Below are 24,764 nucleotides of genomic sequence, written 5' to 3'. Positions count from 1 at the left end.
CCAAGCCCTGTCGGAACCAAGATGACCCTTGTGGCGCGGTTTCGCCAGCCCCTGACCCGCGAAAGCTGAAAGGCCTCAAACGGTCTCGGCGACCGTGACGGTTCCCGGAACGCGGATCGTGGCCTTCAGCCCGCCCATGTCGCTGCGGTCCAGGGCGACGTCGCCGCCGTGGCCGCGCGCCACGTCGCGGGCGATGGCCAAGCCCAGGCCGACACCCTTGCGGTTCTGGTTGCGGGATTCGTCCAGGCGGGAAAAGGGGCGGAACGCCTCGTCATACATGGCCTCGGGGATGCCCGGCCCGTCGTCCTCGACGACGATCTCCAGCCCGCCGGACGCCAGGGCGCGGCCCGACAGGCGCACATGTTCGCCGTGCGAGGCGGCGTTGCCGGCCAAGTTCACCAGGGCGCGCTTGAAGGCGAGGGGGCGCACGGACGCGGTCAGGCCTGCGGGGACCAGGACCTCGACCTCGGCGCCGACGCGCCGGGCGTCCTCGCCGGCCGCCTTGAGCAGATCGGAGATCGAGACCGGCTTGGGCGGTTCGCCGGCTTCGCCTCGGGCGAAGTCGAGGTATTCGTCGATCATATGCTCCATCTCGTCCAGATCGCCGCGCATGGCGGCCTGGCGTTTGAACGGCGGGGCCAGAGCCAGTTCCAGACGAAGACGGGTCAGGGGCGTGCGAAGGTCGTGACTGACCGAGGCGAGCAGGGCGGTGCGCTGGTCGATGTGGCGCTGGATGCGGTCGCGCATGGCCATGAAGGCGACGGCCGCGGCGCGGACCTCGCGCGCGCCATGCGGCTTGAACCGTGGCACGGTCTCGCCGCGCCCGAAGGCCTCGGCCGCATCGGCCAGCCGCTCGATGGCGCGGACCTGGTTGCGGATGAACAGGATGGCCACGCCCATCAAGAGGACGGTCGCCACCGCCAGCCACAGGACGAAGATGTGGGCCTGGGTCGCCACGGCGCGTTCGCGCGGGGCGATGATGCGAAGGACGCCCTGCGGCTCCTGCACCTGAATATCGACATAGGCGGGGTAGCGGGTGGTGTCGAACCAGTAGGGGCGGTCCACACGGGCGTCCAAGGCCTTGTCCAGCACCCGGTCCACCACGCCGATGGCCCCGCGCCGCTCTTCCGTCGGCAGGGTGCGGCCTTCCTGAAGCACGATGGACAGGGACATCGACCGTTCGGCGCGATTGGCCAGCTTTTCCAGGTTCGCCGGGCTGGGATCGTCCTCATAGGTTTCGACGGCCCACGCGATGTCGCCGGCCAGGCCTTCGGACAGGCGGGCGGTCACGGTCTGCCAGTGGGCGTCGAAGAAGATCCAGGTCACCGCCATCTGCATGACCAGAACCGGCAGGACGATGATCAGCAGCGACCGGCCCCACAGCGAGGTCGGCAGGCGCCGCTTCAGGAACCGCGGCCACAGATAGGCGGGCAGCAGCCGCATCGGATCAATCGGGCGCCAGCATATAGCCGACGCCGCGCACCGTCTGGAGATAGCGCGGGTTCTTGGGATCGACTTCCAGTTTGCGGCGCAGGCGCGTCACCTGAACGTCCACGGCGCGGCCGGTGATGTCGGCGGTGTCGGGCGACAGGCTCATCCGCTCGACCGGGGCGTGGGCGTGCAGCGCCAAAGTCTTGAGCAGCTGCGCCTCGGCCTCGGTCAGGCGCTGGGGTGCGCCGTCGCGGATCAGCTCCAGACGTTCCATGTCGAAGACTGCGGTTCCAAGCTTGATCTCCTTGGGACCGATCGGCTTGCCGCCGGTGCGGCGCAGGATGGCGTCGATGCGCAGCACCAGCTCGCGCGGTTCGAACGGCTTGGACATATAGTCGTCGGCCCCGCGCGACAGGCCCTCGATCCGGTCTTCAGGATCGCCGCGTGCCGTCAGCAGCAGCACCGGCGTCTTGGACAGTTCGGCCTTGCCGCGAACCCAGCTGGTCAGGTCCAGCCCGCTTTCGCCCGGCATCATGACGTCCAGCACGACCAGATCGAACTCAATCAGCTCCATCATCCGCTTGGCGGCGGCCGCGTGGGCGGCGCCTGTGACCCGGTAGCCCTCGCGCGCCAGAAATTCTTTGAGCAACTCGCGGATGCGATCATCGTCGTCGACGATCAGCAGATGGCGGCCCACGCCGGGGCCGGCGATGGGGCCCGAACGGCCGTGCGAGCGCGATTCCGTCATGCTCATGCGACGTTTCCCCCGCTGCGGGCGTTGACCTGAGCGATTCGTGAGGCTCTAACACCGTCAATTTCGCGGGAGACGTATTTCAATGGCCTTCGTTCCTTTCGACGATCGTGACGGCTGGATCTGGGTGAATGGCGATTTCGTCCCCTGGAGGGAAGCGAAAACGCACGTTCTGACCCATGCCCTGCACTATGGCTCGTCGGTCTTCGAGGGTGAGCGTATGTACGCTGGCGAAATCTTCAAGCTGACGCAGCATTCCGAGCGCCTGAAGCGGTCCGCCAACCTGCTCGATTTCGAGATACCCTACAGCGTCGCTGAAATCGACGCCTTCTGTAAGGAAACCTGCGCCAAGAACGGCCTGACGGACTGCTACGTCCGCCCCGTCGCCTACCTCGGCCCGGAACAGACCAGCGTTTCGGCGCTGAACAACAAGGTCCATCTGGCCATCGCCGTGTGGGACTGGCCCAGCTATTTCGACCCCGAGGTCAAGGCGCGCGGCCTGAGACTGGAATGGGCCAAGTGGCGTCGCCCCGATCCGGCGACGGCGCCGACGACGGCCAAAGCCGCCGGCCTGTACATGATCTGCACCATGTCCAAGAACACGGCGGAGCGTAACGGGTTTGCCGACGCCCTGATGCTGGACTGGCGCGGCTATGTCGCCGAGGCGACCGGCGCCAACGTCTTCTTCGTTAAGGACGGCGTCATCCACACGCCGAACGTCGAGCACATTCTGGACGGCATCACCCGTCAGACGGTGATCGAGATCGCCCGCGACAAGGGCATCGAGGTCGTCGTGCGCGAGATCAAGCCGGAAGAACTGTCGGGCTTCTCCGAATGCTTCCTGACCGGCACGGCCGTTGAAGTGACGCCGGTCGCCGAGGTGGGCGAGTATCGCTTCACGCCCGGCGCCCTGTCGCTGGACCTGATGGACCACTACGGCAAGCTGGTGCGCGGCCAGCTCTGAGCCCTACCATCGCAGGGCGAAGCGGCCGATCCCGGCGCCGATCAGGCCGGCGGCCGCGACGCCCAGCGTATACCAGGTAGCGACGAAGGCCGCCGTCGCTTCCCCGCAATGCAGCAGGCCATAGGCGGTGGCGGCGATACCGCCCGTCGCCACCCCTAACGCAAGACCGGCCGCCGTCGGCCGCGTCGGCGCAAGCCGGCGCGCCGACAGGAAGACCAGCGGCGCGGCGAAGGCCGAGACCAGAACGATGTTTCGCCCGCAGATGGTCCAGGTCTGGCCCAGCCAGCCGGCCATGCGCGCTTCGGGCGGCGTCATAGCCATCTCGACGCCGCCCCACAGCGCTGCGATCGCCACGACGGAAATCAGGGCGAAGGCTGCGGGCCGAGCATCGACGCCCGGCCGACCCAGCCGTGTCGCCAGCCAGATCGCGCTCGTGGTCAGGGCGGCGGTGTAGAGTCCCTTCAGCCACGGCGTCGGCGCCTGGAGCGCCTGCGTCAGGTCGGGACGCACCCCCAGCAACAGGGCCACGGCCGTCACGGCGGCCAAGCCGGCGCCGCCCAGCAGCGCGGCGTTGGGCCGTGCGGGCCGCGCCGGCTCAAGCCCGGCGGCCAGGGCGTCGATCAGGTCTTCAGTCTTCATCGGGATTCACGCTGGCGACCAGCGTCTTCATGGAGCGGTGGACGCTGACTTTGGCCGCGCCCTCGGTGAAGCCGTTGCGGGCGGCGGCCTCGGCCAGGCTGAAGCCGCCGATGCGGACGTCCTCGACCAGACGGCGCTGGCGCAGCGGCAGGATGGACAGGACCTTGTTCAGGTCGCGGCGGACGATGCCGTCCTCGACCGTATGTTCGGCCAGCAGGACGGAAGCCTCTTCCAGCGGCACGTCGTGGCGACGACCCAGGCGGCGGAAATGGTCGATCAGCTTGTAGCGCGCGATCGCATAGGCCCACGCGGTGAAGGGCAGCGACCGGTCATAGGTCGCGCGCTTGGCGTGAATGGCGATCAGGCAGTCCTGCACGAGATCCTCCGCATCGGCCTCATGACCGATCAGGCGACGTTTGAAGAAAGGGGTCAGGGCGCCGCGCATTGCGGACAGCAGGGCGCGCCAGGCCACGGGGTCTCCGTCGAGTCCCCGCAACATCAGGCTTTTGAGCTCGGCTTCCTTGTCGACCACGCAGCATCCCATTCGCGCCGGACAGGACGGAGGTTACAGGTTCGGAGCCGAAATCCGACAAAATATTTCTCGTAACCTTCGCCGCATCGACGCCGAAACCTCTCCTGTCAGGTCGCTCCGCTTCGGACGGCCCTCACCCAGGAGACGAACCCATGAATACTCCCACCAAAATCATGATCGGCGCCGGCGCCCTTCTGGCCCTCGGCGCCAACGCCGCCGCCGCCCAGAACCGTCCGACGGCCCAGCAGGAAAACGCCATGGAGAAATGCTACGGCGTGGCCAAGGCCGGTCAGAACGACTGCGCCGCCGGCCCCGGCACCACCTGCGCCGGCACCTCGACCCGCGACTATCAGGGCAACGCCTGGAAGCTGGTCGCCAAGGGCACCTGCGCCTCGATCCAGACGCCCAAGGGCAATGGTTCGCTGAGCCCGATCGCGAACCGCTGATGTCCGCCTTTCCGACTGCCGGGCTGGGTCTGAAGCCCCAACACTATGTGGAGGCCGAGGCCTGCCCGGCGGTCGGGGCCCCCAACGGCGTGCAGGACGGACTGTGGTTCGAGGTGCATCCCGAAAACTACATGATCGACGGCGGGCCGCGCCTGAGCTGGCTGGAGCGCATTCGTGCGCGTCGGCCCCTGTCGCTGCACGGCGTCGGCCTGTCCCTGGCCGGGGACGAGCGTCCCGACCGCGCGCACCTGGCCCGTTTTCGCGCCCTGATCGACCGGTTCGAGCCCTTCGCGGTGTCCGAACACCTGGCCTGGTCGCGGCGCGGAAACGTCTATCACCCCGACCTTCTGCCCGTGCCGCGCAGCCGCGAGATGCTGACCCTGGTCTGCGACCATGTCGAAGAGGCGCAGGACTATCTGGGCCGGCGCATGCTGATCGAGAATCCCACCGCCTACCTGCCGATGGCCGGCCATGAATGGGACGAGGTCGACTTCCTTGTCGAGATCGCCCGACGCACCGGATGCGGCCTGCTGGTGGACGTGAACAACGTCCATGTCAGCGCCGCCAACATGGGCGGATCGGCCGAGGCCTGGCTGGACGCCGTGCCCGCCGATCTGGTCGGAGAAATCCATCTGGCGGGGCATCGGCCCGATCCGGTGTGGGGCGAGGCCCTGTTGATCGACAGTCACGACGCCCCGGTCGCCGAGGCGGTGTGGCGGCTCTACGAGCGGTTGATCGGCCGCATCGGCGGGCGGCCCACATTGATCGAACGCGACGGCGAGGTGCCGGAGTTCGCCGAGTTGCTGGGCGAACAGGCCCGCGCGGCCGAGGCCCTGACGTTCGTGGAGACCCTGGCATGACCGCCTTTCACGCCGCCTTCGAGACCGCGCTGGACGGGCGGTTCGACGACCTGTGGCCGCATCTGGAGCCGAACGATCGGACTTTGGGCGCCATCGCCGTCTATCGCAACACCGCCGTCAAGGGCCGGATCGACGCGCTGGAGGCCAACTATCCGACCGTGTCGCAGATGGTCGGAAGCGAATGGTTCCGCGCCGCCGCGCGCGAGTTCGTCGAGGCGCAGCCGGGCGATGATCCGGTGCTGGCCGCCTATGGCGCGGGCTTCCCCGATTGGCTGGCCCGGTTCGAGCCGGCGCAGGACATGCCCTATCTGGCGCCGGTGGCCCGGCTGGACCGCGCCTGGACCGAGGCGCACCTGTCGCCCGACGCCGCGCAGATGGAAGCCCGTCATGCTGCGGCGCTGGGCCTGGCCCTGACCGGCATGCCCGCACGTCTGCATCCGTCCGTGCGTCTGTTCTGGTTCGACTGGACGGCGCCGTCACTGTGGCTGGCGCATCGCTATCCGACGGCAGGCGCTGAACTGGCCTGGCGCGCGGAGCCGCAAGGCCTGCTGATCCAGCGACCCGACGCCGAGGTGCGGGCGCGGAGCCTTAGCCGCGCCGAATGGGCCTTTCTCGACGCCTGCCGCAAGGGCCGGCCGTTCGGCGCAGCCGTCCTAAGCGCCCAGTCGGCCGAACCCGGCCTGGACGTCCCCGCCCTTTTCGCCGGCCTGATCGCGCTCGGCGTGTTCGAAACCCCCGCCCTCCAGAGACCGAAGCCATGACCGTTATCGCCCGCATTCACCAGCGCGTCACCGACGCCGTTCCGGAATGGCCGCTGGCCCTGTTGCTGCGCGTCGGGATCGCCGCGCCCTTCTTCCTGTCCGGGCGCACCAAGGTGGACGGCTTGCTGACCCTGTCGCCCTCGACGCAGTATCTGTTCGCAGAGGAGTATCATGTGCCGCTGCTGGCGCCCGACGTGGCGGCCTATATGGCGACCTATGCCGAGCACGCCCTGCCGATCCTGCTGGTGCTGGGATTGCTTACGCGGCCGGCGGCCATTGGCCTGTTGCTGATGACGGCGGTGATCCAGGTGTTCATCATCCCCACCGGCTGGCCGACGCACCTGCTGTGGGCCGGGCCGCTGATCTATCTGATCGCGCGCGGACCGGGCGCGGCGAGCCTGGATCGGGTTCTGAAGCTCGACTGAGGCCGCGTCCCCCTTGCCAGCCGCGTCAACTTGTCCTTGAAGCGTGCAGACGGCCGCAGCGCGCGGCGTGGGGATCGCCTTTCATGTTCAGTCTTCTGAACCTCCAGAGCCTGTTCGGCCTGGTCGTCATCGTCGCCGTCTGCTGGGCGTTCTCAGAGAACCGTCGCGTCTTCCCGTGGAAGCTGGCGATCGGCGCCGTTCTGGTTCAGGCCGGTCTGGTCCTGGCCCTGTTCGCCATTCCGGGATCGCGCGCGGTCCTGACGGCGGTGACGGGCGCCATCGACGGCCTGGCGGTGGCGACGTCCCAGGGGACGCGGTTCGTGTTCGGCTATCTGGGCGGGGGCGACCAGCCCTATGCGGTGCAGAACGAAGGCGCCCTGTTCACCTTCGCCTTCAACGTCCTGCCGCTGATCATGGTCATCTCGGCCCTGTCGGCCTTGCTGTGGCACTGGAAGATCCTGAAGTGGCTGATCCGCGGCTTCGGCCTGCTGTTCCAGAGGACCATGGGGCTTGGCGGCGCATCGGCCCTGGCGGTGGCGGCCAACATCTTTTTGGGCACCATCGAGAGCCCGATCGTCATCAAGGCCTATCTGGACAAGCTGAGTCGGTCCGAAATCTTCCTGATGATGACCGTGGGCCTGGCGACGGTGGCCGGTTCGACCATGGTCGCCTACGCCAGCATCCTGTCGCAAACATTGCCCAATGCCGCCGGCCACGTGCTGGTGGCCTCCATCGTCTCGGCGCCGGCCGGCGTGCTGCTGGCGCGGATCATGGTGCCGGAACCCAACAAGGAAGCCATCCAGGCGATCAGCTACGACTCGGCCCTGAAATACGACAGCGCCATCGACGCCATCTCCAAGGGCACGTCGGACGGCCTGATGGTGGTGCTGAACATCTCGGCGGTTTTGATCGTCTTCGTGGCCCTGGTGGCCCTGGTCAACGTCATGCTGGGCGGCTTCATCGTCTTCGGCGAACCGCTGACGGTCGAGCGCATCCTCGGCGTCCTGCTGACGCCCCTGGCCTGGCTGATCGGCGTCGATGCGCGGGAAGCCGGGCAGGCGGGCTGGCTGCTGGGCGTCAAACTGGCCCTGACCGAGTTTGTGGCCTTCATCGACCTGGGCAAGATTCCGGCCGACGCCATGAGCGAGCGCACGCGGATGCTGATGACCTACGCCCTGTGCGGCTTCGCCAACATCGGCTCGGTGGGCATCACCGTGACCGGCCTATCGGTGCTGATGCCCGAGCGGCGCGAAGAGGTTCTGGGCCTGATCTGGAAGGCTCTGTTCGCCGGCTTCATGGCCACCGCCATGAGCGCGGCCATCGTCGGGGTCATGCCGGCGGCCGTGTTCGGCTGATCGAACACGGCCGGCCTTAAGCCTTCGATCGCACCGGCTTACCGGGGCGTGAACTTGCGGATGACGCCGGAGAAGGTCATCAGCAGGCGGTCGCCGGTGTTGATCTGGCCGCGCACGAAGATCAGGCTCTTGCCGGCCTTGGTGACCTGGCCCGTCGCTTCGATCAGTTCGCCGACATAGCCGCCGTCGATGAAGGTGGAATCCAGCTGGACCGTGACGCCCGAGGCGCCCTCCATCTCCTGATAGGCGATCTGGAACATGGCGATGTCGGCGAAGGTCATCAGGCAGCCGCCGTGCATCCGGCCGCCCGCGTTCATGTGCTTCTGCTCGGCGCGGAAGGCGCAGCGCATGTGCCCGTCGGGGTCGGGCCGCCCGTAGAAGGGGCCGACGACGGTGTCGAAGGTGTCGTGCAGATCGTAGGTCTGCCAGCCGGCGAACTCGCCCTCTGTGATGGTGATTTTCTTGGGCATGCAGACTTGGCCTTACTTATGGGCGTGCGTTGCAGCATATAGGCGCAATGAGCGATCCGATCGAAACCGCAATCCTGAACAAAATTGCTGCGCTTGAGCCCGGCAAGAGCATTGAGCCCGCCGAAGTGGCCAAAGAGCTACAGCCGGAGCAGTGGCAGCGCATGTTGCCCAAGGTCCGCGCCATTGCGCTGAGCCTGATGCGCCAGGGCAAGCTGACCATCACCAAGAAGGGCAAGCCGGTCGATCCGGACCACGTCCGCGGCGTGACGCGCCTGCGCCAGGCCACCGAGGAAGAGACGGCCCTGGCGCTGAGCCGCCGTCCGCCGGTCGTCGAGGGCGATGACGACTGATCTCGACGAGGTCCTAAGCGACATTCGCGCCTGCCGCGCCTGCGCGGGCGTGTTGCCGCACACGCCGCGTCCCGTGGTGCGGGTCTTTCCCGAGACGCGGCTGCTGATCTGCGGCCAGGCGCCGGGGCGACGGGTGCATGAAAGCGGCCTGCCGTTCACCGATCCGTCGGGCGATCGGCTGCGCGACTGGATGGGGGTGGATTACGAGACCTTCTACGCCGACCGTCGCATCGGCGTGGCGGCCCAGGCCTTTTGCTATCCGGGGACGGCCCCCAAGGGCGGCGATTATCCGCCCCCGACGCGGTGTGCAGACCTGTGGCGGCCGCAGTTGTTGGACGCCCTGCCGCAGATGGAGCTGACGCTGCTGGTCGGCGGTTATGCCCATGCCTGGGCGCTGGGGGATCGCGCCAAGCGGAACATGACCGAGACGGTGCAGGCGTGGCGCGACTATGCGCCGGACCTGCTGGTGCTGCCGCATCCGTCCTGGCGCAATACGGCCTGGCTGAGGAAGAACCCGTGGTTCGAGGCGGAGGTGGTTCCGTATTTGCAGGAACGGGTGCGTTCGATCCTGAGTTCTGCGACCGCTCGTCCTCGTGAAGGCGGGGACCAAGTTCTGTCATGAGGCGATGCGTGGGACCAATGGTTTTGCATTTCTCCAAGTTGATCCCGATGGCGGCTGTTCTCGCCCTGTCCGCCTGCGCCACGCCCCATATCCAGCCGCCTTTGACGCCGCCGCCGGGGTTCACCGGGGCTCATGTCGAGGATCGCGCACTGGTCATGTCGGACGGCGCGCGGCTGCCCTATCTGCGCTGGGGGCCGACGGACCAGCCGCCCTGGGCGGTGATCGTGGCGTTGCACGGCATGAACGACCACGACGCCAGCTTCCGTCTGGCCGGCCCATGGTGGGCCGAGCAGGGGATCGAGACCTGGTCATACGACCAGCGCGGCTTCGGCGCCTCGCCGGGGCGGGGCGAGTGGGCCGGCGAACAGAGAATGACCGACGATCTGCGCGAGATCACGGCCATGGCGCGGGCTCGCTATCCGAACGCCGTCATCGCGGTGGTGGGCGAGAGCATGGGCGGGTCGGTGACGGCGGCGGCGTTCGGCTCGGACAATCCGCCGGATGCGGATCGGGTGGTTCTGCTGGCGCCCGGCGTCTGGGGCTGGTCGACGCAGGGGCCGCTGAACAGCACGGCTCTGAATATTGCGGCGCGTGCGCTGGGCGACGTGGCTCTGGAGCCGCCCGACTTCATCACCCGCGACATCCACGCCTCGTCCAATACGCTGGAGCTGATCCGCAACGGGCGTGATCCGATGAGCATTCTCGCGACGCGGTTCGACACCGTCTATGGGCTGGTCGATCTGATGGAGACCTCGTCGCGCAGCCTGGGGCGCATCCGGGGCGACGCCATCCTGATGTACGGCGCGCATGACGAGGTGGTGAAGAAGGGGCCGATGCGACTGGCCTTGCAACGGGCCGAGGCCGAGGGCGGCACGTTGCGCACCGCCTGGTATCCGAACGGCTGGCATCTGCTGAACCGCGATCTGGACGCCGAGATCGTCTATCGCGACGTCGTGTCGTGGCTGAGAGACCCAAAGGCGGCCCTGCCATCGGGGGCGCCGGCCGTCCTGCCGCAGCTTGACCGCAAGGCTCCGGCCGTTCCGTAACCTCTCTTAACGCGACGTTTACCATCAAGGCGGCATTTTCTGCCTAGCGGGGCGTCTGTGTCTCCCGCGTGTATGGGGCGGGGACGCGTGGGCGGCTTCACAGCGGCGTTGCAGAAGTTCGGGATCGGCCGTCTGGCCGCGGTCCTCGGCGTCGCCGCGGGCGTGGCCGCCGTGCTGGTCGCCGTCATGCTGCGCATGGGCCAGGCGCCTGACGCGCTGCTCTATTCCAACCTTGATCTGCGCGAAGCCAGCGAGATCACCACCGCCCTGGATCAGGCCGGCATCAAATATACGTCCAAGGGCGACGGCTCGACCGTCATGGTCAACCGCGACGACGTGGGCACGGCGCGGATGTTGGTGGCCGAGAAGGGTCTCGTGACCTCGGGGTCGGTCGGCTACGAGTTGTTCGACAATCAATCCGTCCTAGGCCAGACCGAGTTCCAGCAGCAGCTGAACGAGCAGCGCGCGCTGCAGGGCGAACTGTCGCGCACCATCATGTCGATGCGCGGCATCACCGCCGCCCGCGTCCACATCACCATGCCGCGCCGCGAGATGTTCACCTCCGCCGCAGGCGATCCGACCGCCGCCGTTCTGGTGGGGCTGGGCGGCCGCGATCTGAGCGCCGATCAGGTGCGGGCGATCCGCAACCTGGTGGCCTCGTCGGTGCCGAACCTGAAGCCGGACCGCGTGACCGTGGCGGACCAGAACAACCGCACCCTGGCCGCCGGCAGCGACGACGGGACCTTCTCTTCGGCCTCCGCCGCCGAGGCCAAGGGCAATACCGAAAGCCAGCTGCAGGCGCGCATCAAGGACATCGTCGAAGGCGTCGTGGGCATCGGCTCGGCTCGGGTTCAGGTGACGGCCGACATCGATCAGAGCCGCGCCACCACCCAGGAAGAGAAGTTCGATCCCGATGGCCAGGTCGTCCGTTCGACCACCACCAACGGCTCGCAGTCCGCAGACAACACGGCCCAGCCCGACGGCGGCGTCACCGCAACGAACAACATCCCCGGCGGCGCCGCGCCCGGCGCCACGCCGGCCGGTTCGACCAACTCGGAAAACGCCGAGACCACCAACTACGAAATTTCCAAGACCACCACGACCACGACCAAGGAGCCGGGCGAGGTCAAGAAGCTGGCCGTCGCCGTGGCCGTGGACGGCAAGTGGACGCCCGCCGCCGACGGCAATGGCGAGCCGACCTATGCGCCGCGCACCGCCGAGGAGATCGCCCAGATCAAGTCTCTGGTCGCCGCCGCCGCCGGCATCGACGAGACGCGCGGCGACAAGATCGAGGTCATCAACGTCCGCTTCAACCACGACACCGGCATAGCCGGCGGCCTGGAAGGCAAGTCGTCGCTGCTGGACTTCTCGAAGAACGACATCATGCGCTTCGTCGAGCTGGGCATACTGACGGTCGTGGCCCTGCTGCTGATCTTCTTCGTGCTGCGTCCGCTGCTGAAGACGGCCTCGGGCGGGACGAACCTGCCGGCCGTCATCGGCGCCAACGGCATTCCGGTGACGACGGTGGCGACGACGGTGATCGGCGCGGACGGTCAGCCCCAACTGGTTCAACTGCCCGCCCCGACCGAGATGGAACAGAAGATCGACATCGCCCGCATCGAGGGGCAGGTGAAGGCGTCTTCAGTCAAGAAGGTCGCCGATTTCGTTCAGGCCCATCCCGATGAGGCCGCCGGCATCCTGCGCACCTGGGTGGCGGAAGGCTGATGGCGAAGCTGGTCAACAAGAAGGCTTCGATCGACGACCCCAACAAGCTGACGGGGCCGGAGAAGGCCGCCGTCATCCTGCTGGCGCTGGGCGAGGAGCACACCGCCCTGTGGGAGCGTCTGGACGACGACGAGGTCAAGGAGATCTCGCAGGCCATGGCGACGCTGGGCAATGTCAGCGCCGAAGCCGTCGAGGCCCTGATGATCGAGTTCGTCTCGGGTCTGTCTGGCTCCGGATCGGTCATGGGCAGCTACGAACAGACCCAGAAGCTGCTGGCCGCCTTCCTGCCCAAGGATCGCGTAGATGGCCTGATGGAGGAAATCCGGGGTCCGGCCGGTCGCACCATGTGGGACAAGCTGGGCAATGTGAACGAGGCCGTCCTCGCCAACTATCTGAAGAACGAATATCCTCAGACCGTCGCCGTCATCCTGTCCAAGGTGCGCTCGGACCACGCCGCCCGTGTCCTGACCAGCCTGCCCGAGGATTTCGCCCTGGAGTGCGTGCAGCGGATGCTGCGGATGGAGCCGGTGCAGCGCGAGATCCTGGACAAGATCGAGGCGACGCTGCGCACCGAATTCATGTCGAACTTGGCGCGCACCTCCAAGCGCGACAGCCACGAGATGATGGCCGACATCTTCAACAGCTTCGACCGCCAGACCGAGGCCCGCTTTATTGGCGCCCTGGAAGAACGCAATCGCGAGTCGGCCGAGCGCATCCGCGCCCTGATGTTCGTGTTCGAGGATCTGTCCAAGCTGGACCCCGGCGGCGTCCAGACCCTGCTGCGCGGCGTGGACAAGGATTCGCTGGGCCTGGCGCTGAAGGGCGCCTCGGAGGGGCTGCGCGAGATGTTCTTCTCCAACATGTCCGAGCGCGCCTCAAAGATCATGCGCGAGGACATGGAATCGATGGGCCCCGTGCGTCTGAAGGACGTCGATGCGGCGCAGATGGCCATGGTTCAGGTCGCCAAGGACCTGGCCGCCAAGGGCGACATCATGCTGGCCGGCCAGGGCGCCGACGACGAGCTGATCTACTGACATGACCCAGTCCCCCGAAATCCGTCACCTCTTCGCCTTCGACACCGAGTTCGACGCCGACGGCACGGTCGTGCGTCCCGGCGCCTGGGCGCCGGCCAAACGCTCTTATCTGCCGGCCGAGGTCGATGCCCTGGTGGCGCAAGGCCGGCTGGAAGCTCGTCAGCAGGCGCTGGGCGAGATCGAGAACATCCGCGCCATGGCCCTGAGCAACATCGCCCAGTCCGTCGCCTCGGCCATGCCGACGCTGAAGGCCGTGGCCCAGGCGCATCGCGAACAATCCGCCGACCTGGCCCTGGCCGCCGCCCGCGCCATCGGCGGGGCAGCGCTGGAGCGTTTCCCGCAGGCGCCGCTGAAGGCCGCGCTGGAGATGCTGGCGCAGGAGATCGACGCCTCGCCGCGCCTGGTCGTGCGGACCTCGGGCCTGGACGACGAGGCGCGCGCCCTGATCCAGCAGGCCTGCGCCGACAGCGGCTTCACCGGCGTGGTCGCCTTCCGTGACGAGCCAGGCATGGCGCAGACGGCCTTCCAGCTGGAATGGGCCGACGGTCGCGCCGATCATGATCCCAAAGGGTCCGCCGACCGTGTCGCCGAGGCGCTGACGGCCGCCCTGGCTGCCGAGGCCGGACACGCCGAATCCCTTCCCGTCGACAGGAGCATGTTCTGATGGCATCCGACGACCTGGCGCTGGAGGAGTTCTCCAGCCTTTCCGGCCCGCCGCCGATCGACGATCACGGCGACAAGACCGCCGCCGACCTGGCCACCGTCTTCGACGTCCCGGTCAATATCTCGGCCGTGCTGGGCAAGTCGCACATGTCGGTGGCCCAGCTGCTGAAGCTGAACAAGGGGTCTGTGCTGGAGCTGGACCGCAAGGTCGGCGAGGCGATCGACATCTTCGTCAACAACCGTCTGATCGCGCGCGGCGAGGTCGTCGTCGTCGACGACCGGCTGGGCGTGACCATGACGGAAATCATCAAGACCGAGGATTCAGGCGCCTGACAGGCGACTGATTTTAGAGATTAAGGGAGAAGAACGATGCGTCTTCTGGTGGTAGGCAGACTGAGCGGGCAGCTCGCTTCGGCGGTGAAGATGGCCATGGCGCACGGCGCCAAGGTCACCCACGTCGAGCGCGCCGACCAGGCGACCGAACAACTGCGCCGGGGGCAGGGCGCGGACCTGCTGATGGTCGATTACCAGCTGGACATCGCCGCCCTGATCGCCGCCAACGAGGCCGAGCGGATCACCATTCCGGTCGTGGCCTTCGGCATCGACGCAGATGCGCGTGAGGCCGCCGCCGCGATCAAGGCCGGCGCCAAGGAGTTCATCCCGCTTCCGCCCGACGCCGAACTGATCGCCGCCGTCCTGTCGGCCGTCGCCGATGACGAAAAGCCGATGATCTCGGCCGATCCGTCGATGAAGGCCGTGCTGCAACTGGCCGACCAGGTCGCACGCTCGGAAGCCTCGATTCTGATCACCGGCGAAAGCGGCGTCGGCAAGGAGGTGATGGCCCGGTATCTGCACGAGCATTCGCGTCGCGCCGAACGTCCCTTCATCAGCGTCAACTGCGCCGCCATTCCCGACAACCTGCTGGAATCCGAACTGTTCGGCCACGAGAAGGGCGCCTTCACCGGCGCAGTCGCGCGCCGGATCGGCAAGTTCGAGGAGGCCGACGGCGGCACGCTGCTGCTGGACGAAATCTCGGAGATGGACGCCCGGCTTCAGGCCAAGCTGCTGCGCGCCATTCAGGAGCGGGTCATCGACCGCGTCGGCGGCTCCAAGCCGGTCTCGGTCAACATCCGCATTATCGCCACCTCGAACCGCGACTTGTCCAAGGCCGTGGCGGAAGGGGTGTTCCGCGAGGACCTGCTTTACCGCCTGAACGTGGTGAACCTGCGCCTGCCGTCTTTGCGCGAGCGTCCGGGCGACATCGTCGTTCTGGCCGACCACTTCATCAAGAAATACGCCGCCGCCAACGGCGTGCCGGTCCGCCCGATCTCGGCCCAGGCGCGCCAGGCCATCGCCGCCCACCGCTGGCCCGGCAACGTCCGCGAGCTTGAGAACGCCATGCACCGCGCGGTGCTGCTGGCGACCGGACCCGAGATCGACGTGGACGCCATCCGCCTGCCGGACGGCCAGCCTCTGTCGGGCCAAGGCGCGGGGGCGATGACGGGCAATGCCTATGACGGCGGGCAGGGGGGCATAGCCGCCCGCGCCGCCCAGGCCGCCGACGCCGTGACCCGCAGCTTCGTGGGCCAGACGGTGGCGGCGATGGAAAAGACGCTGATCCTCGATACCCTGACCCACTGCCTGGGCAACCGCACCCATGCGGCCAACATCCTGGGCATCTCGATCCGCACCCTGCGCAACAAGCTGAACGAATATTCCGACGAGGGCACGGCCATTCCGGCGCCCATGAGCGGCGTCTCGGCCTCGGGCTACGCGGCCTGAGTATGGCCAACGGGTTTGATCGCAGGAGGCTGATCGGCGGGGCGGGCGCGTTGGCGCTTGTCGGCTGCTATCCGCGCCGCGACGAGCCCCAGGCCGAAGAGGCCCCGCAACCCTTTCTGCTGAACGACCTGGAAGAGCGCCACGGCGGACGACTGGGCGTGGCGGCCCTGGATGTCGGCAGCCAGCGACGGGTGTCGTGGCGCGGACAGGAACGGTTCGCCTTCTGCTCGACCTTCAAAGCCTTCCTCGCCGTCGCCACACTGGAGCGGGTGCAGCGCGAGGAAGAACAGTTGGACCGCGCCGTCCCCGTCACGCGCGCCGACATGATCCCTCACGCTCCGGTGACTGAAAAGGCCATCGGCGGCACCTTGACGATCCGCGAATTGATGCAGGCGGCGGTCGAGGTCAGCGACAATCCAGCGGCCAATATCCTGATCCGTGAAATGGGTGGAATCGCCGTATGGCGTTCTTGGTGGCCGACGTTCGGCGACACCACCACCGTCATCTCGCGCCTGGAGCCGGACCTGAACACCGCCCTGCCCAACGATCCGCGCGACACCTGCCTGCCGGACCAGACCATCGCCAACATCCGCGAGCTGGCGTTCAGCGATCGGCTGACGCCCGAGCACGACCAACTGATCAGCGGCTGGATGATCGCCTCGCCGACCGGACCCAACCGCATCAAGGCGGGCGCGCCCCAGGGCTGGACCGTCGCGCACAAGACCGGGACCGGATCGAACGGCGCGACCAACGACATCGGCATGCTGACGCCGCTGTCGGGTTCGCCGGTCCTGCTGGCCGCCTATTTCACCGGCGCGCCCGAGGCGACCGACGATCAACGCGACGCCGTGATCGCCGAGGCGACGCGTCGCGCCCTGAAGGCGCTGGGACGTGACTGAAACGCCCATGATGATGAAGGACGGTATGGCGCGCCCCACCGGGCGCGACGTCCTGGGCTGGGTCAACCGCGGCGAAGTGCTGATGGCGGTGAGCGTGATCGGCGTGATCATGCTGTTGATCCTGCCGGTTCCGAAGATGCTTCTGGACCTGCTGCTGGCCTTCTCGCTGGTGTCCAGCGTGCTGATACTGATGACCGCCGTGATGATGAAGCGGCCGCTGGACTTCGCCATCTTCCCCACGGTGCTGCTCGTCTCGACCCTGTTCCGCCTGGGTCTGAACCTGGCCTCGACGCGCCTGATCCTGACGCACGGTCAGGAAGGCCATGAGGCTGCCGGTCAGGTGATCAACGCCTTCGGGCAACTGATGATGGGCGGCAACTTCATCATCGGGGTGATCATCTTCGCCATCATCCTGGTGGTGAACTTCGTCGTCATCACCAAGGGGTCGACCCGGATCGCGGAGGTGTCGGCCCGCTTCACCCTGGACTCCATGCCGGGCAAGCAGATGGCCATCGACGCCGATCTGTCGTCCGGCCTGATCACCGAGGACCAGGCCAAGATCCGCCGCAAGGAGCTGGAGCAGGAATCCACCTTCTTCGGCGCCATGGACGGCGCGTCCAAGTTCGTGCGCGGCGACGCCGTCGCCGGCCTGATCATCACCTTTATCAACGCCATCGGCGGCATTCTGATCGGAACCCTGACGCACGGCATGCCGGCGATGGAGGCCGCCAACACCTATGTCCAGCTGACCATCGGCGATGGTCTGGTGACGCAGGTTCCGGCCATCATCATCTCCATCGCCGCCGGCTTCCTGGTGTCCAAGGCCGGCGTCGAGGGCACGGCGGACAAGGCCATGGTCACGCAACTGGCCACAAACCCCGTGTCTCTTGGCGTCGTGTCGGGCGCGGCGGGCCTGATCGGTCTGATCCCCGGCATGCCTCTGCTGCCGTTCGCAGCCCTGGCCATCGGCTCGGGCTTCATGGCCTGGAGGCTGGGCCGCAACCGGTTGAGGCCGCAACCGACCGAGGCGGAGATCGCAGCGACCGCCGCCGCCGCCAAGCCCAAGGAGGATGTCGAAGAGCCCATCTCCAACATCCTGACCATCGACGAGGTCAAGATCGAGCTGGGCTATTCGCTGCTCAGCCTGATCAACGATCTGGAAGGCCGTCGCCTGACCGATCAGATTCGCGCCCTGCGCCGCTCGCTGGCCCAGGAGTACGGCTTCGTCATTCCCCAGGTGCGCATCCTCGACAACATGCGCCTGCCGACCCAAGGCTACGCCATTCGCATCAAGGAGATGGAGAGCGGCGCGGGCGAGGTGCGGCTGGGGCATCTGATGGCGATGGACCCGTCGGGGCGTCAGGTCGAACTGCCCGGCGAGCACATGCGCGAGCCGGCCTTCGGTCTGCCCGCCACCTGGATCGAGGACGGGATGCGCGAAGAGGCGACGTTCCGGGGCTACACCCTGGTCGATCCGTCTACGGTTCTGACCACCCACCTGACCGAGATCCTGAAGGACAATATGGCGGACCTGCTGTCCTATGCGGAGGTGCAGAAGCTGCTGAAGGAACTGGGCGCAGAAGAGAAGAAGCTGGTCGAGGAACTGGTCCCCAGCGTGGTCACGGTCACCACCCTGCAACGGGTGCTGCAGGCCCTGCTGCGCGAGAAGGTGTCGATCCGTGATCTGCCGGCGATCCTGGAAGGCCTGGCCGAGGCCGCGCCGCACAGCTCCAGCGTCACCACTCTGGTCGAGCACGTCCGCGCCCGCCTGGGCCGTCAGCTCTGCTGGCAGAACAAGGACGGGGAGGGCGCTCTGCCCATCGTCACCCTGTCGCCGGAATGGGAGAACGCCTTCGCCGAAAGTCTAATCGGACAGGGCGAGGACAAGCAGCTGGCCATGGCGCCGTCACGGCTACAGGACTTCATCCGCGCCGTTCGCGACACCTTCGAGCGCATCGCCATGACGGGCGAAAATCCTGTCTTGCTGACCGGGCCGATGACCCGCCCCTATGTGCGGTCGATCATCGAGCGCTTCCGGGGCCAGACCGTGGTGATGAGCCAGAACGAAATCCATCCCAAGGCGCGGTTGCGTACACTGGGCCAGGTCTGATAACGGGCTGGAAACACGGCGGACTAAGTTTGACGTTTGACGCGGCGCAGCACGCCGCTAAAGCTCCACCGTCATGATCCCAAGCCCCCGATCCCAATTGTCGCGATTGCGCGACTTCATGCGCACATCGTCGCTCGCGCGGTCCATGTCGGCCATGCTGATCCTGGTGTTCGGGCTGCTGATCCTCGTCAACGCCACCACCTTCGTGATGATCCAGCAGACGGCGTCGGTGAACCAGACCATCGAGCACGCGCAACAGATGCGGCGCGCGTCGCGCACGACCTTGATTTCCATGCTGAACGCCGAGACGGCGCAGCGGGGATTCCTGCTGACCGGCCGCAGCGATTTCCTTCAGCCCTATCGGCAGGCCCAGGCGGAGATGGAGCCGGCCGTGGCCTTCCTTGACGAAGGTGCGGTGGAGGATCCGACATTGAAGGCGCCGATTGATCGCATCCATCGTCTGGCGGACCTGAAGTGGGCCGAAATGGAAAAAACCGTGGCTCTGGCGCAGCAAGGTCGGATCGGGCAGTCAATCCAGGCCGTGCGCTCGGGCGACGGCAAGCGCTATATGGACGAGTTGCGCGCCGCCGTTGACGACTTCGATGCGCTCAAGTCGGCCCGGATCGAAAATCGCCGGTTGGCGTCCGAGCGGTTCGGCGTCCTGACGGTCACGATGAACGCCATCGCCGGCCTGCTGGTGATCGTGCTTGCGCTGCTGTCGGCCTGGATGGTGCGGCGCTACGTGTCCGAGATTCAAAGTGCGCGCGCGACGCTGGACGCCGCCAACGCCGGGCTGGAGGACAAGGTCCGCGAACGCACCGGCGACCTGATGCGCGCCAACGAGGAAATCCAGCGCTTCGCCTATATCGTCAGCCATGACCTGCGCGCGCCCCTGGTCAATGTGATGGGCTATACTTCCGAGCTGGAGCAGGCTGGCAAGATCGTCGACAAGTCCATCACCGACGCCGAGAAGACGCGCGCTGTCGACCCCGACGTCGTCATGGCGATCCGTGAGGACATGCCCGAGGCCATCGGCTTCATCCGCGCCTCGACCGAGAAGATGGATCGGCTGATCAACGCCATCCTGAAACTGTCGCGCGAAGGCCGGCGCAATCTGCTGCCGGAGACGCTGGACATGACGGCGATGGCCCAGAACATTGCCAACAGCGTCCACCACCAGACCGAGGCGTCGGGCGCTCGCATCGAGGTCCAGCCTCTGCCCGAAATCGAAAGCGACCGAATTTCGATGGAGCAGATCATGGGCAACCTGATCGACAACGCCGTCAAATATCTGGACGCCGGTCGGCCAGGCGAGATCGTGGTTTCGGGCGAGGACGTGCCGGGCGGCTGGGTCGTCTACCGCGTCGCCGACAACGGTCGGGGCATTGCGCCGCGCGACCACGAACGGATATTCGAACTGTTCCGCCGATCCGGCAAACAGGACCGGTCGGGCGAGGGGCTGGGCCTGGCCTTCGTGCGCAACAGCGTGCGACGCATCGGAGGTACGATCGACATCGAGTCCGAGCTGGGTAAGGGCTCGACTTTCTTGCTGAAATTCCCCAAACGACTGATCCTAGCTGAACCCGGAGGCGCGCTGTGACGCAACCCGTCAAAATCATCATGGTCGAGGACGACCACGGTCATGCCAAGCTGATCGAAAAGAACATCCGCCGGGCCAACATCAACAACGAAATCAAGCATTTCGACGAGGGCGGCGCGGCGCTGGACTATCTGTTCAGCGACGAAATCCTGGCCAACGGCCCACTGCTTATACTGCTCGACCTCAACCTGCCGGATATGTCGGGAACTGACATTCTGGAGAAGGTGAAGGGCAACGACCGTCTGCGCCGTGCGCCGGTGGTGGTGCTGACGACGACGGACGACAAGGTCGAGATCCAGCGCTGCTACGATCTGGGCTGCAACGTCTACATCACCAAGCCTGTGGATTATGAATCCTTCGCCGGCGCCATCCGCCAGCTGGGCCTGTTCCTGTCAGTCATCCAGGCGCCGGAGATCTGACAATCGAGACGCCGCAGCCTATCCGCCTGCTCTATATCGACGACGACCGGGGGCTGTCCCGGTTGGTCGAGAAGGATTTGGGGCGTCACGGCTATGCCGTCACCTGCGCCCCCGACGGGGATGCGGGGCTGGCTCTGTTGCAGCAGCACGAATACGACATCTGCGCCCTGGACCACTACATGCCGACGCGCGACGGCCTCGATGTCTTGCCCGACATCATGGCGCTGACGGCGCCCCCGCCGGTCGTCTATGTGACGGGCGCGCAGGAGGGGCGGATCGCGGTCGCGGCCCTGCGGGCCGGCGCGGCCGACTATGTCATCAAGGACGTGTCCGAGGACTTCACCTCCCTGCTGCGCTCGGCGCTGGAAGACGCCCTGCTGCGTCGCCGGCTCCAGCGCGAGAACGACCTGGCCCAGGAAGAAATCCGTCTGGCCCGGGACCGGGCCGAGGCCATGCTGCGCGAGGTGAACCATCGCGTCGGCAACTCGCTGCAGCTGGTGTCCAGCTTCATGTCGCTGCAGATGCGCCACATCGCCGATCAGGGCGCCAAGGATGCCCTGCGCGAGTCGCAGGCGCGCATCGAGGCTGTCGCCCACGTTCACCGCCGCCTCTACACCTCGGGCGACATGAGCACCGTCGCCATGGACGAATATCTGGTGGGGCTGATGGACGAACTGTCCAAATCCATCGGGCCCGGCGAGGGATCGCCCAAGCTGACCTTGGACGCCGAACCCCTGTCGGTCACGACCGACCAGGCGGTGTCCATCGGCGTCATCGTCACCGAACTGGTCACAAACGCCGTCAAATACGCCTATGCACCGGGGCAGGGGGGCGAAATCCGCATCCATCTGCGCCGCGAGGGCGAGAACAAGGTCGCCCTGATGGTCGAGGATGACGGCCCCGGCATGGGCGACGGCACGCCCAAGGGCACTGGCCTGGGCGGCAAGATCATCTCGGCCATGGCCTCGGGCCTGCGCTCGGCCGTCGAGTTCGACGGCGCCCACAAGGGCGTGCGCGCCCGTCTGTCGTTCGACCTCTAGGGTCGGTCTCCGTCATGTTGCAGTTCGGCGTTCGCAAACCCGCTTCCGACTATCGTCACCGCGCCACGGCGTTCGGCATCGTCGAACGCGACGGCCTGATCGCCTGCGTCCGTGTCGAGCGCGAAGCCGGTCCCTATTTCGATCTGCCGGGCGGCGGCGTGGATACCGAGGAGACCGAGGTCCAGGCCCTGAAGCGTGAGTTCGTCGAGGAGACGGGGCTCGACATCGCGCCGCTGAATCGCATCGCCGAGGCCAGCCAGTATTTCGTGCGTTCGACGCGCGAGCCTGTGAACAATGTCGGCGGCTTCTGGACAGCGACGGTCACCGCCGAAGACCCGGATGCGAAATGCGAGGACGACCACACCCTGGTGTGGCTGGATCCCACCTTCGCCCTATCCCGCCTGAGGCACGATGCTCACGCCTGGGCGGTCGCAGTCTGGCTGCGTCGCGCAAGCTGAGCCTTACGGAACGGGCGCAAGCCTGCGCCGTTTCCTTTTCAACCCGCAACGCCCTGTCGCGGCTATTGAAAACGGAGAGTCCAGATGGCTGATCATGATCGTGTCGAAGGCGCCGCCAAGAACATCGGCGGCAAGATCAAGGAAGCCGCCGGCAAGGTGACCGGCGACAGCAAACTGCAGGCCGAGGGCAAGGCCGACCAAGTCGAAGGCAAGGTCCAGAACACCGTCGGCGGCGTCAAGGACAGCCTCCGCGACAAGGCGTAAGCCTCACTAGAATTGCGCGAAAATAGGAAACGCCGTCCGCGAAAGCGGGCGGCGTTTCTGCGTTTCGATCAGTCCTTGTCGCCCCAGAGGTTGATCGAAAGGCCCTTGCTGTCCTTCGCATCGACGGGGCGGCACTCCGAACTGAAGCCGCCTTCAACGGGCCGGGGACGGCAGTCCATTTCCCGCAAGGCCGACGGCGCGCTGGCCGCCCGCGATTGTGGGCCGCACTGAACGGCATAGGCCGAGCCGCCGGCGTTGGCCTGGATCATCTGACAGTCGCCCGCCATGCCGCTGGGACGCAGGGCGTCCGGCAGGTCAGACCCCATGGCCAGGGCCAGTTGTTCGCGCACCTCGTTCTGGCAGGTCTCCATCGACTTGGCGCCGCGCACCAGCGGACTGCAGCGCGCGCGCTCGAAGCCGAAGGGATCGGCTAAACCCCAGGCCGGCACGGAATGCTGCACCGTCGGCGCGGGCGTCTCGACTACGGGGTCTGGCGCAGGCGCCTCCCACACCACGCTCGGGGCGGGTTGCTGAAACAGAAGCAGGGCGAAGGCGGCGGCGATCATGGATAGGGCCCCTCGATGTGGTCGCAGGGCAGGAACTCGCCCCGAACGCGAAACCTACCTTGTCAGGGCGCGCATCGCCTTGTCGAGACCTTCCAGCGTCAGGGGGAACATCCGCTCCTCCATCACCTCGCGCAGCAGGCCGACCGAGGCGGTGTAGCTCCAGTAGCGTTCCTGCACCGGGTTCAGCCAGATCGACTTGTCCCACTGCTGACGCGCCCGCTTCATCCAGACGGCGCCGGCCTCCTCGTTCCAGTGCTCGACCGAGCCGCCCGGCATGGTGATCTCATAGGGGGACATGGTCGCGTCGCCGACGAAGATGGCCCGCCAGTCGCCGGGGTATTTGTGCAGCAGGTCCCAGGTCGCGATCCGCTCGGTGTGACGCCGCCGGTTGTCCTTCCAGACGCCCTCGTAAAGGCAGTTGTGGAAGTAGAAGAACTCCAGGTTCTTGAACTCGGTTTTGGCGGCCGAGAACAGCTCTTCCACCAGCTTGATATGGCCGTCCATCGAGCCGCCGATGTCCAGGAACAGCAGGACCTTGATCGTGTTGCGACGCTCGGGCCGCATGCGGATGTCCAGCCAGCCCTGGCGCGCCGTGCCGTCGATGGTGCCGTCGATGTCCAGTTCTTCCGCCGCCCCCTCGCGCGCGAACCTGCGCAGGCGACGCAGCGCCACCTTGATGTTGCGCGTGCCCAGTTCGACCGTGTCGTCCAGGTTTCGGAACTCGCGCTTCTCCCACACCTTGACCGCCCGGCCGTGCTTGCCCGGCCCGCCGATACGCACGCCTTCGGGATTGTAGCCGCCGTGGCCGAAGGGGCTGGTCCCGCCCGTGCCGATCCATTTCGAACCGCCGGAGTGCCGCTCATGCTGCTCGTCCAGCCGCTGCCTCAGCGTCTCCATCAGTTTGTCGAACCCGCCGAGCGCCTCGATCTGGGCCTTCTCCTCGTCGGTCAGGTATTTCTCGTTCAGCAGCCGGAGCCAGTCCTCGGGGATGTCTGTGATCAGGTCCTCGCCGGCGCCTACCGATTCCACCCCCTTGAACACCGTCCCGAACACCTGATCGAACCGGTCATAGTGTTTCTCGTCCTTGACCAGGACCGCGCGCGACAGGTGATAGAAGGTCTCGACCTCCCGCCCGGCCAGATCGCGATCCATGGCCTCCATCAGATGGAGCCATTCCTTCATCGACACCGGAACCTTGGCGTCGCGCAGGGCGGTGAAGAAGGGCAGGAGCATCAGAAGATTTCGGAGGGGGACGGCAGCGACGGCAAAGCCGACTTCAGCTCGGGAATATGCGTCAGCGATAGACGCCAAAGCTCAGCGTGATCGATCCGACGGTATTCGTGAGCGATCAGATGCCGGAGATTGACGATCTTGCGCCACTCGATCTGCGGCAGCGCTGCCTGGAATTGATCGGATAGCCTATTGGCCGTCTCGCCCAAAACCAGGAAGTGCAGGGCCAAGGCGTGTGGTAGGGCGATGTCCGAAAGAAAGGCGTCGCGGTCCTGATCGGCGACGAGGCCTTCGATCTCGGCGATGCGCGCCATCATTTCAT

At 66.6% G+C, this 24,764-nt stretch carries 29 protein-coding genes; 21 read left to right on the top strand and 8 right to left on the bottom strand.

Annotated elements, in window-relative coordinates:
- Positions 1-75: 75 nt before the first annotated feature.
- Together ACP69V_RS12315 and ACP69V_RS12310 are read right to left on the bottom strand one after the other, a co-directional pair.
- Positions 76-1,443 (bottom strand): ATP-binding protein, encoded by a 1,368-nt coding sequence (locus tag ACP69V_RS12315; RefSeq protein WP_426024143.1) that lies wholly within the window; start codon positions 1,441-1,443, stop codon positions 76-78.
- A gap of 4 nt (positions 1,444-1,447) precedes the next feature.
- Complete coding sequence (locus ACP69V_RS12310) at positions 1,448-2,179, bottom strand: response regulator (RefSeq protein ID WP_370514252.1); 732 nt, start codon at positions 2,177-2,179, stop codon at positions 1,448-1,450.
- An 88-nt stretch (positions 2,180-2,267) separates the two neighbouring features.
- On the opposite strand from ACP69V_RS12310, the gene ACP69V_RS12305 reads away from it, so the two are divergent.
- A complete protein-coding gene (locus tag ACP69V_RS12305; RefSeq protein ID WP_426024142.1) occupies positions 2,268-3,146 on the top strand; it encodes a branched-chain amino acid aminotransferase in 879 nt (292 codons plus the stop codon).
- Positions 3,147-3,149: 3 nt separating this feature from the next.
- Here ACP69V_RS12305 and ACP69V_RS12300 read toward each other — a convergent pair whose 3' ends face one another.
- Positions 3,150-3,785: an NrsF family protein gene (locus tag ACP69V_RS12300; protein ID WP_426024141.1), complete on the bottom strand. Its 636-nt coding sequence runs from the start codon at positions 3,783-3,785 to the stop codon at positions 3,150-3,152.
- Entirely contained in the window at positions 3,775-4,317 is a 543-nt protein-coding gene (locus ACP69V_RS12295) for a sigma-70 family RNA polymerase sigma factor (protein ID WP_426024140.1), read from the bottom strand. Before ACP69V_RS12295 ends, ACP69V_RS12300 begins: the two co-directional genes overlap by 11 nt.
- 152 nt (positions 4,318-4,469) lie before the next feature.
- Between ACP69V_RS12295 and ACP69V_RS12290 the strand changes: the two genes are divergently transcribed.
- The 5 genes from ACP69V_RS12290 to ACP69V_RS12270 all read left to right on the top strand — a co-directional run bounded on the left by ACP69V_RS12290 (position 4,470) and on the right by ACP69V_RS12270 (position 8,164).
- On the top strand, positions 4,470-4,763 hold the full coding sequence (locus ACP69V_RS12290) for a DUF2282 domain-containing protein (protein ID WP_426024139.1): 294 nt from the start codon (positions 4,470-4,472) through the stop codon (positions 4,761-4,763).
- A complete protein-coding gene (locus ACP69V_RS12285) occupies positions 4,763-5,623 on the top strand; it encodes a DUF692 domain-containing protein (RefSeq protein WP_426024138.1) in 861 nt (286 codons plus the stop codon). The genes ACP69V_RS12290 and ACP69V_RS12285 overlap by 1 nt, the downstream gene beginning before the upstream one ends.
- Positions 5,620-6,384 carry a putative DNA-binding domain-containing protein gene (locus tag ACP69V_RS12280; protein ID WP_426024137.1) on the top strand — a complete coding sequence of 255 codons (765 nt, stop codon included), beginning with the start codon at positions 5,620-5,622 and terminating at the stop codon, positions 6,382-6,384. The genes ACP69V_RS12285 and ACP69V_RS12280 overlap by 4 nt, the downstream gene beginning before the upstream one ends.
- Positions 6,381-6,809: a DoxX family protein gene (locus ACP69V_RS12275; RefSeq protein ID WP_426024136.1), complete on the top strand. Its 429-nt coding sequence runs from the start codon at positions 6,381-6,383 to the stop codon at positions 6,807-6,809. The genes ACP69V_RS12280 and ACP69V_RS12275 overlap by 4 nt, the downstream gene beginning before the upstream one ends.
- A gap of 83 nt (positions 6,810-6,892) precedes the next feature.
- Positions 6,893-8,164 carry a NupC/NupG family nucleoside CNT transporter gene (locus tag ACP69V_RS12270; protein ID WP_135195010.1) on the top strand — a complete coding sequence of 424 codons (1,272 nt, stop codon included), beginning with the start codon at positions 6,893-6,895 and terminating at the stop codon, positions 8,162-8,164.
- Between the two features lie 38 nt (positions 8,165-8,202).
- On the opposite strand, the gene ACP69V_RS12265 is transcribed toward ACP69V_RS12270, so the two are convergent.
- Positions 8,203-8,634, bottom strand: a complete 432-nt coding sequence (locus tag ACP69V_RS12265; RefSeq protein WP_346493918.1) for a PaaI family thioesterase — start codon at positions 8,632-8,634, stop codon at positions 8,203-8,205.
- 47 nt (positions 8,635-8,681) lie between these two features.
- Between ACP69V_RS12265 and ACP69V_RS12260 the strand changes: the two genes are divergently transcribed.
- The 15 genes from ACP69V_RS12260 to ACP69V_RS12190 all read left to right on the top strand — a co-directional run bounded on the left by ACP69V_RS12260 (position 8,682) and on the right by ACP69V_RS12190 (position 22,646).
- A complete protein-coding gene (locus ACP69V_RS12260; protein ID WP_346493916.1) occupies positions 8,682-8,984 on the top strand; it encodes a DUF3253 domain-containing protein in 303 nt (100 codons plus the stop codon).
- On the top strand, positions 8,974-9,606 hold the full coding sequence (locus tag ACP69V_RS12255) for a uracil-DNA glycosylase family protein (RefSeq protein ID WP_426024135.1): 633 nt from the start codon (positions 8,974-8,976) through the stop codon (positions 9,604-9,606). The genes ACP69V_RS12260 and ACP69V_RS12255 overlap by 11 nt, the downstream gene beginning before the upstream one ends.
- A 47-nt stretch (positions 9,607-9,653) precedes the next feature.
- A complete protein-coding gene (locus tag ACP69V_RS12250; protein ID WP_426024134.1) occupies positions 9,654-10,652 on the top strand; it encodes an alpha/beta fold hydrolase in 999 nt (332 codons plus the stop codon).
- Positions 10,653-10,739: 87 nt separating this feature from the next.
- Positions 10,740-12,377 (top strand): flagellar basal-body MS-ring/collar protein FliF, encoded by a 1,638-nt coding sequence (gene fliF, locus ACP69V_RS12245; RefSeq protein WP_426024133.1) that lies wholly within the window; start codon positions 10,740-10,742, stop codon positions 12,375-12,377.
- Positions 12,377-13,411, top strand: a complete 1,035-nt coding sequence (gene fliG, locus ACP69V_RS12240) for a flagellar motor switch protein FliG (RefSeq protein ID WP_426024132.1) — start codon at positions 12,377-12,379, stop codon at positions 13,409-13,411. Before fliF ends, fliG begins: the two co-directional genes overlap by 1 nt.
- Before the next feature lies 1 nt (position 13,412).
- A complete protein-coding gene (locus tag ACP69V_RS12235; RefSeq protein WP_426024131.1) occupies positions 13,413-14,075 on the top strand; it encodes a flagellar assembly protein FlbE in 663 nt (220 codons plus the stop codon).
- The gene (gene fliN, locus ACP69V_RS12230; RefSeq protein ID WP_135195017.1) at positions 14,075-14,407 is read left to right on the top strand and encodes a flagellar motor switch protein FliN; all 333 of its coding nucleotides are present in this window, start codon (positions 14,075-14,077) and stop codon (positions 14,405-14,407) included. The genes ACP69V_RS12235 and fliN overlap by 1 nt, the downstream gene beginning before the upstream one ends.
- A gap of 36 nt (positions 14,408-14,443) precedes the next feature.
- Positions 14,444-15,856, top strand: coding sequence for a sigma-54 interaction domain-containing protein (locus ACP69V_RS12225; RefSeq protein ID WP_426024130.1), 1,413 nt, complete (start codon positions 14,444-14,446; stop codon positions 15,854-15,856).
- 2 nt (positions 15,857-15,858) lie between these two features.
- The gene (bla, locus tag ACP69V_RS12220) at positions 15,859-16,755 is read left to right on the top strand and encodes a class A beta-lactamase (protein WP_426024129.1); all 897 of its coding nucleotides are present in this window, start codon (positions 15,859-15,861) and stop codon (positions 16,753-16,755) included.
- Between the two features lie 7 nt (positions 16,756-16,762).
- Positions 16,763-18,865: a flagellar biosynthesis protein FlhA gene (flhA, locus tag ACP69V_RS12215; protein WP_426024705.1), complete on the top strand. Its 2,103-nt coding sequence runs from the start codon at positions 16,763-16,765 to the stop codon at positions 18,863-18,865.
- Positions 18,866-18,983: 118 nt separating this feature from the next.
- A complete protein-coding gene (locus ACP69V_RS12210; RefSeq protein WP_426024128.1) occupies positions 18,984-20,465 on the top strand; it encodes a sensor histidine kinase in 1,482 nt (493 codons plus the stop codon).
- Complete coding sequence (locus ACP69V_RS12205; RefSeq protein WP_346493901.1) at positions 20,462-20,884, top strand: response regulator; 423 nt, start codon at positions 20,462-20,464, stop codon at positions 20,882-20,884. The genes ACP69V_RS12210 and ACP69V_RS12205 overlap by 4 nt, the downstream gene beginning before the upstream one ends.
- Positions 20,881-21,924: a sensor histidine kinase gene (locus tag ACP69V_RS12200; protein WP_426024704.1), complete on the top strand. Its 1,044-nt coding sequence runs from the start codon at positions 20,881-20,883 to the stop codon at positions 21,922-21,924. Before ACP69V_RS12205 ends, ACP69V_RS12200 begins: the two co-directional genes overlap by 4 nt.
- Positions 21,925-21,938: 14 nt before the next feature.
- Entirely contained in the window at positions 21,939-22,382 is a 444-nt protein-coding gene (locus ACP69V_RS12195) for an NUDIX domain-containing protein (protein ID WP_426024127.1), read from the top strand.
- Between the two features lie 84 nt (positions 22,383-22,466).
- Positions 22,467-22,646, top strand: coding sequence for a CsbD family protein (locus ACP69V_RS12190; RefSeq protein ID WP_135195023.1), 180 nt, complete (start codon positions 22,467-22,469; stop codon positions 22,644-22,646).
- Positions 22,647-22,714: 68 nt separating this feature from the next.
- Here the strand turns inward: ACP69V_RS12190 and ACP69V_RS12185 are convergent, their stop codons facing one another.
- From ACP69V_RS12185 to ACP69V_RS12175, 3 genes are read right to left on the bottom strand one after another with little or no spacing between them, the layout of a single operon-like run.
- Positions 22,715-23,212, bottom strand: a complete 498-nt coding sequence (locus ACP69V_RS12185) for a hypothetical protein (protein ID WP_426024126.1) — start codon at positions 23,210-23,212, stop codon at positions 22,715-22,717.
- Positions 23,213-23,266: 54 nt separating this feature from the next.
- Positions 23,267-24,445, bottom strand: a complete 1,179-nt coding sequence (locus tag ACP69V_RS12180) for a vWA domain-containing protein (protein ID WP_426024125.1) — start codon at positions 24,443-24,445, stop codon at positions 23,267-23,269.
- The gene (locus tag ACP69V_RS12175) at positions 24,445-24,756 is read right to left on the bottom strand and encodes a DUF86 domain-containing protein (protein ID WP_426024124.1); all 312 of its coding nucleotides are present in this window, start codon (positions 24,754-24,756) and stop codon (positions 24,445-24,447) included. Before ACP69V_RS12175 ends, ACP69V_RS12180 begins: the two co-directional genes overlap by 1 nt.
- Positions 24,757-24,764 lie beyond the last annotated feature (8 nt).

Source organism: Brevundimonas sp. PWP3-1b1 (genome assembly GCF_049896065.1).
GTDB classification, from domain to species: domain Bacteria; phylum Pseudomonadota; class Alphaproteobacteria; order Caulobacterales; family Caulobacteraceae; genus Brevundimonas; species Brevundimonas intermedia_B.
This window is presented reverse-complemented; position numbering and strand designations above follow the sequence as displayed.

Excerpts from the sequence above, each read along its gene's own strand:
- ACP69V_RS12285 (WP_426024138.1), top strand. The coding sequence starts at position 4,763 with ATGTCCGCCTTTCCGACTGCCGGGCTGGGTCTGAAGCCCCAACACTAT.
- ACP69V_RS12315 (WP_426024143.1), bottom strand. The coding sequence starts at position 1,443 with ATGCGGCTGCTGCCCGCCTATCTGTGGCCGCGGTTCCTGAAGCGGCGC.
- ACP69V_RS12265 (WP_346493918.1), bottom strand. The coding sequence starts at position 8,634 with ATGCCCAAGAAAATCACCATCACAGAGGGCGAGTTCGCCGGCTGGCAG.
- ACP69V_RS12290 (WP_426024139.1), top strand. The coding sequence starts at position 4,470 with ATGAATACTCCCACCAAAATCATGATCGGCGCCGGCGCCCTTCTGGCC.
- bla (WP_426024129.1), top strand. The coding sequence starts at position 15,859 with ATGGCCAACGGGTTTGATCGCAGGAGGCTGATCGGCGGGGCGGGCGCG.
- ACP69V_RS12270 (WP_135195010.1), top strand. The coding sequence starts at position 6,893 with ATGTTCAGTCTTCTGAACCTCCAGAGCCTGTTCGGCCTGGTCGTCATC.
- ACP69V_RS12185 (WP_426024126.1), bottom strand. The coding sequence starts at position 23,212 with ATGATCGCCGCCGCCTTCGCCCTGCTTCTGTTTCAGCAACCCGCCCCG.
- ACP69V_RS12195 (WP_426024127.1), top strand. The coding sequence starts at position 21,939 with ATGTTGCAGTTCGGCGTTCGCAAACCCGCTTCCGACTATCGTCACCGC.
- ACP69V_RS12175 (WP_426024124.1), bottom strand. The coding sequence starts at position 24,756 with ATGGCGCGCATCGCCGAGATCGAAGGCCTCGTCGCCGATCAGGACCGC.
- ACP69V_RS12210 (WP_426024128.1), top strand. The coding sequence starts at position 18,984 with ATGCGCACATCGTCGCTCGCGCGGTCCATGTCGGCCATGCTGATCCTG.
- fliN (WP_135195017.1), top strand. The coding sequence starts at position 14,075 with ATGGCATCCGACGACCTGGCGCTGGAGGAGTTCTCCAGCCTTTCCGGC.
- ACP69V_RS12190 (WP_135195023.1), top strand. The coding sequence starts at position 22,467 with ATGGCTGATCATGATCGTGTCGAAGGCGCCGCCAAGAACATCGGCGGC.
- ACP69V_RS12275 (WP_426024136.1), top strand. The coding sequence starts at position 6,381 with ATGACCGTTATCGCCCGCATTCACCAGCGCGTCACCGACGCCGTTCCG.
- ACP69V_RS12180 (WP_426024125.1), bottom strand. The coding sequence starts at position 24,445 with ATGCTCCTGCCCTTCTTCACCGCCCTGCGCGACGCCAAGGTTCCGGTG.
- ACP69V_RS12305 (WP_426024142.1), top strand. The coding sequence starts at position 2,268 with ATGGCCTTCGTTCCTTTCGACGATCGTGACGGCTGGATCTGGGTGAAT.
- ACP69V_RS12250 (WP_426024134.1), top strand. The coding sequence starts at position 9,654 with ATGGCGGCTGTTCTCGCCCTGTCCGCCTGCGCCACGCCCCATATCCAG.
- ACP69V_RS12280 (WP_426024137.1), top strand. The coding sequence starts at position 5,620 with ATGACCGCCTTTCACGCCGCCTTCGAGACCGCGCTGGACGGGCGGTTC.
- ACP69V_RS12235 (WP_426024131.1), top strand. The coding sequence starts at position 13,413 with ATGACCCAGTCCCCCGAAATCCGTCACCTCTTCGCCTTCGACACCGAG.
- ACP69V_RS12310 (WP_370514252.1), bottom strand. The coding sequence starts at position 2,179 with ATGACGGAATCGCGCTCGCACGGCCGTTCGGGCCCCATCGCCGGCCCC.
- fliG (WP_426024132.1), top strand. The coding sequence starts at position 12,377 with ATGGCGAAGCTGGTCAACAAGAAGGCTTCGATCGACGACCCCAACAAG.
- ACP69V_RS12300 (WP_426024141.1), bottom strand. The coding sequence starts at position 3,785 with ATGAAGACTGAAGACCTGATCGACGCCCTGGCCGCCGGGCTTGAGCCG.
- flhA (WP_426024705.1), top strand. The coding sequence starts at position 16,763 with ATGATGATGAAGGACGGTATGGCGCGCCCCACCGGGCGCGACGTCCTG.
- ACP69V_RS12255 (WP_426024135.1), top strand. The coding sequence starts at position 8,974 with ATGACGACTGATCTCGACGAGGTCCTAAGCGACATTCGCGCCTGCCGC.
- ACP69V_RS12260 (WP_346493916.1), top strand. The coding sequence starts at position 8,682 with ATGAGCGATCCGATCGAAACCGCAATCCTGAACAAAATTGCTGCGCTT.
- ACP69V_RS12225 (WP_426024130.1), top strand. The coding sequence starts at position 14,444 with ATGCGTCTTCTGGTGGTAGGCAGACTGAGCGGGCAGCTCGCTTCGGCG.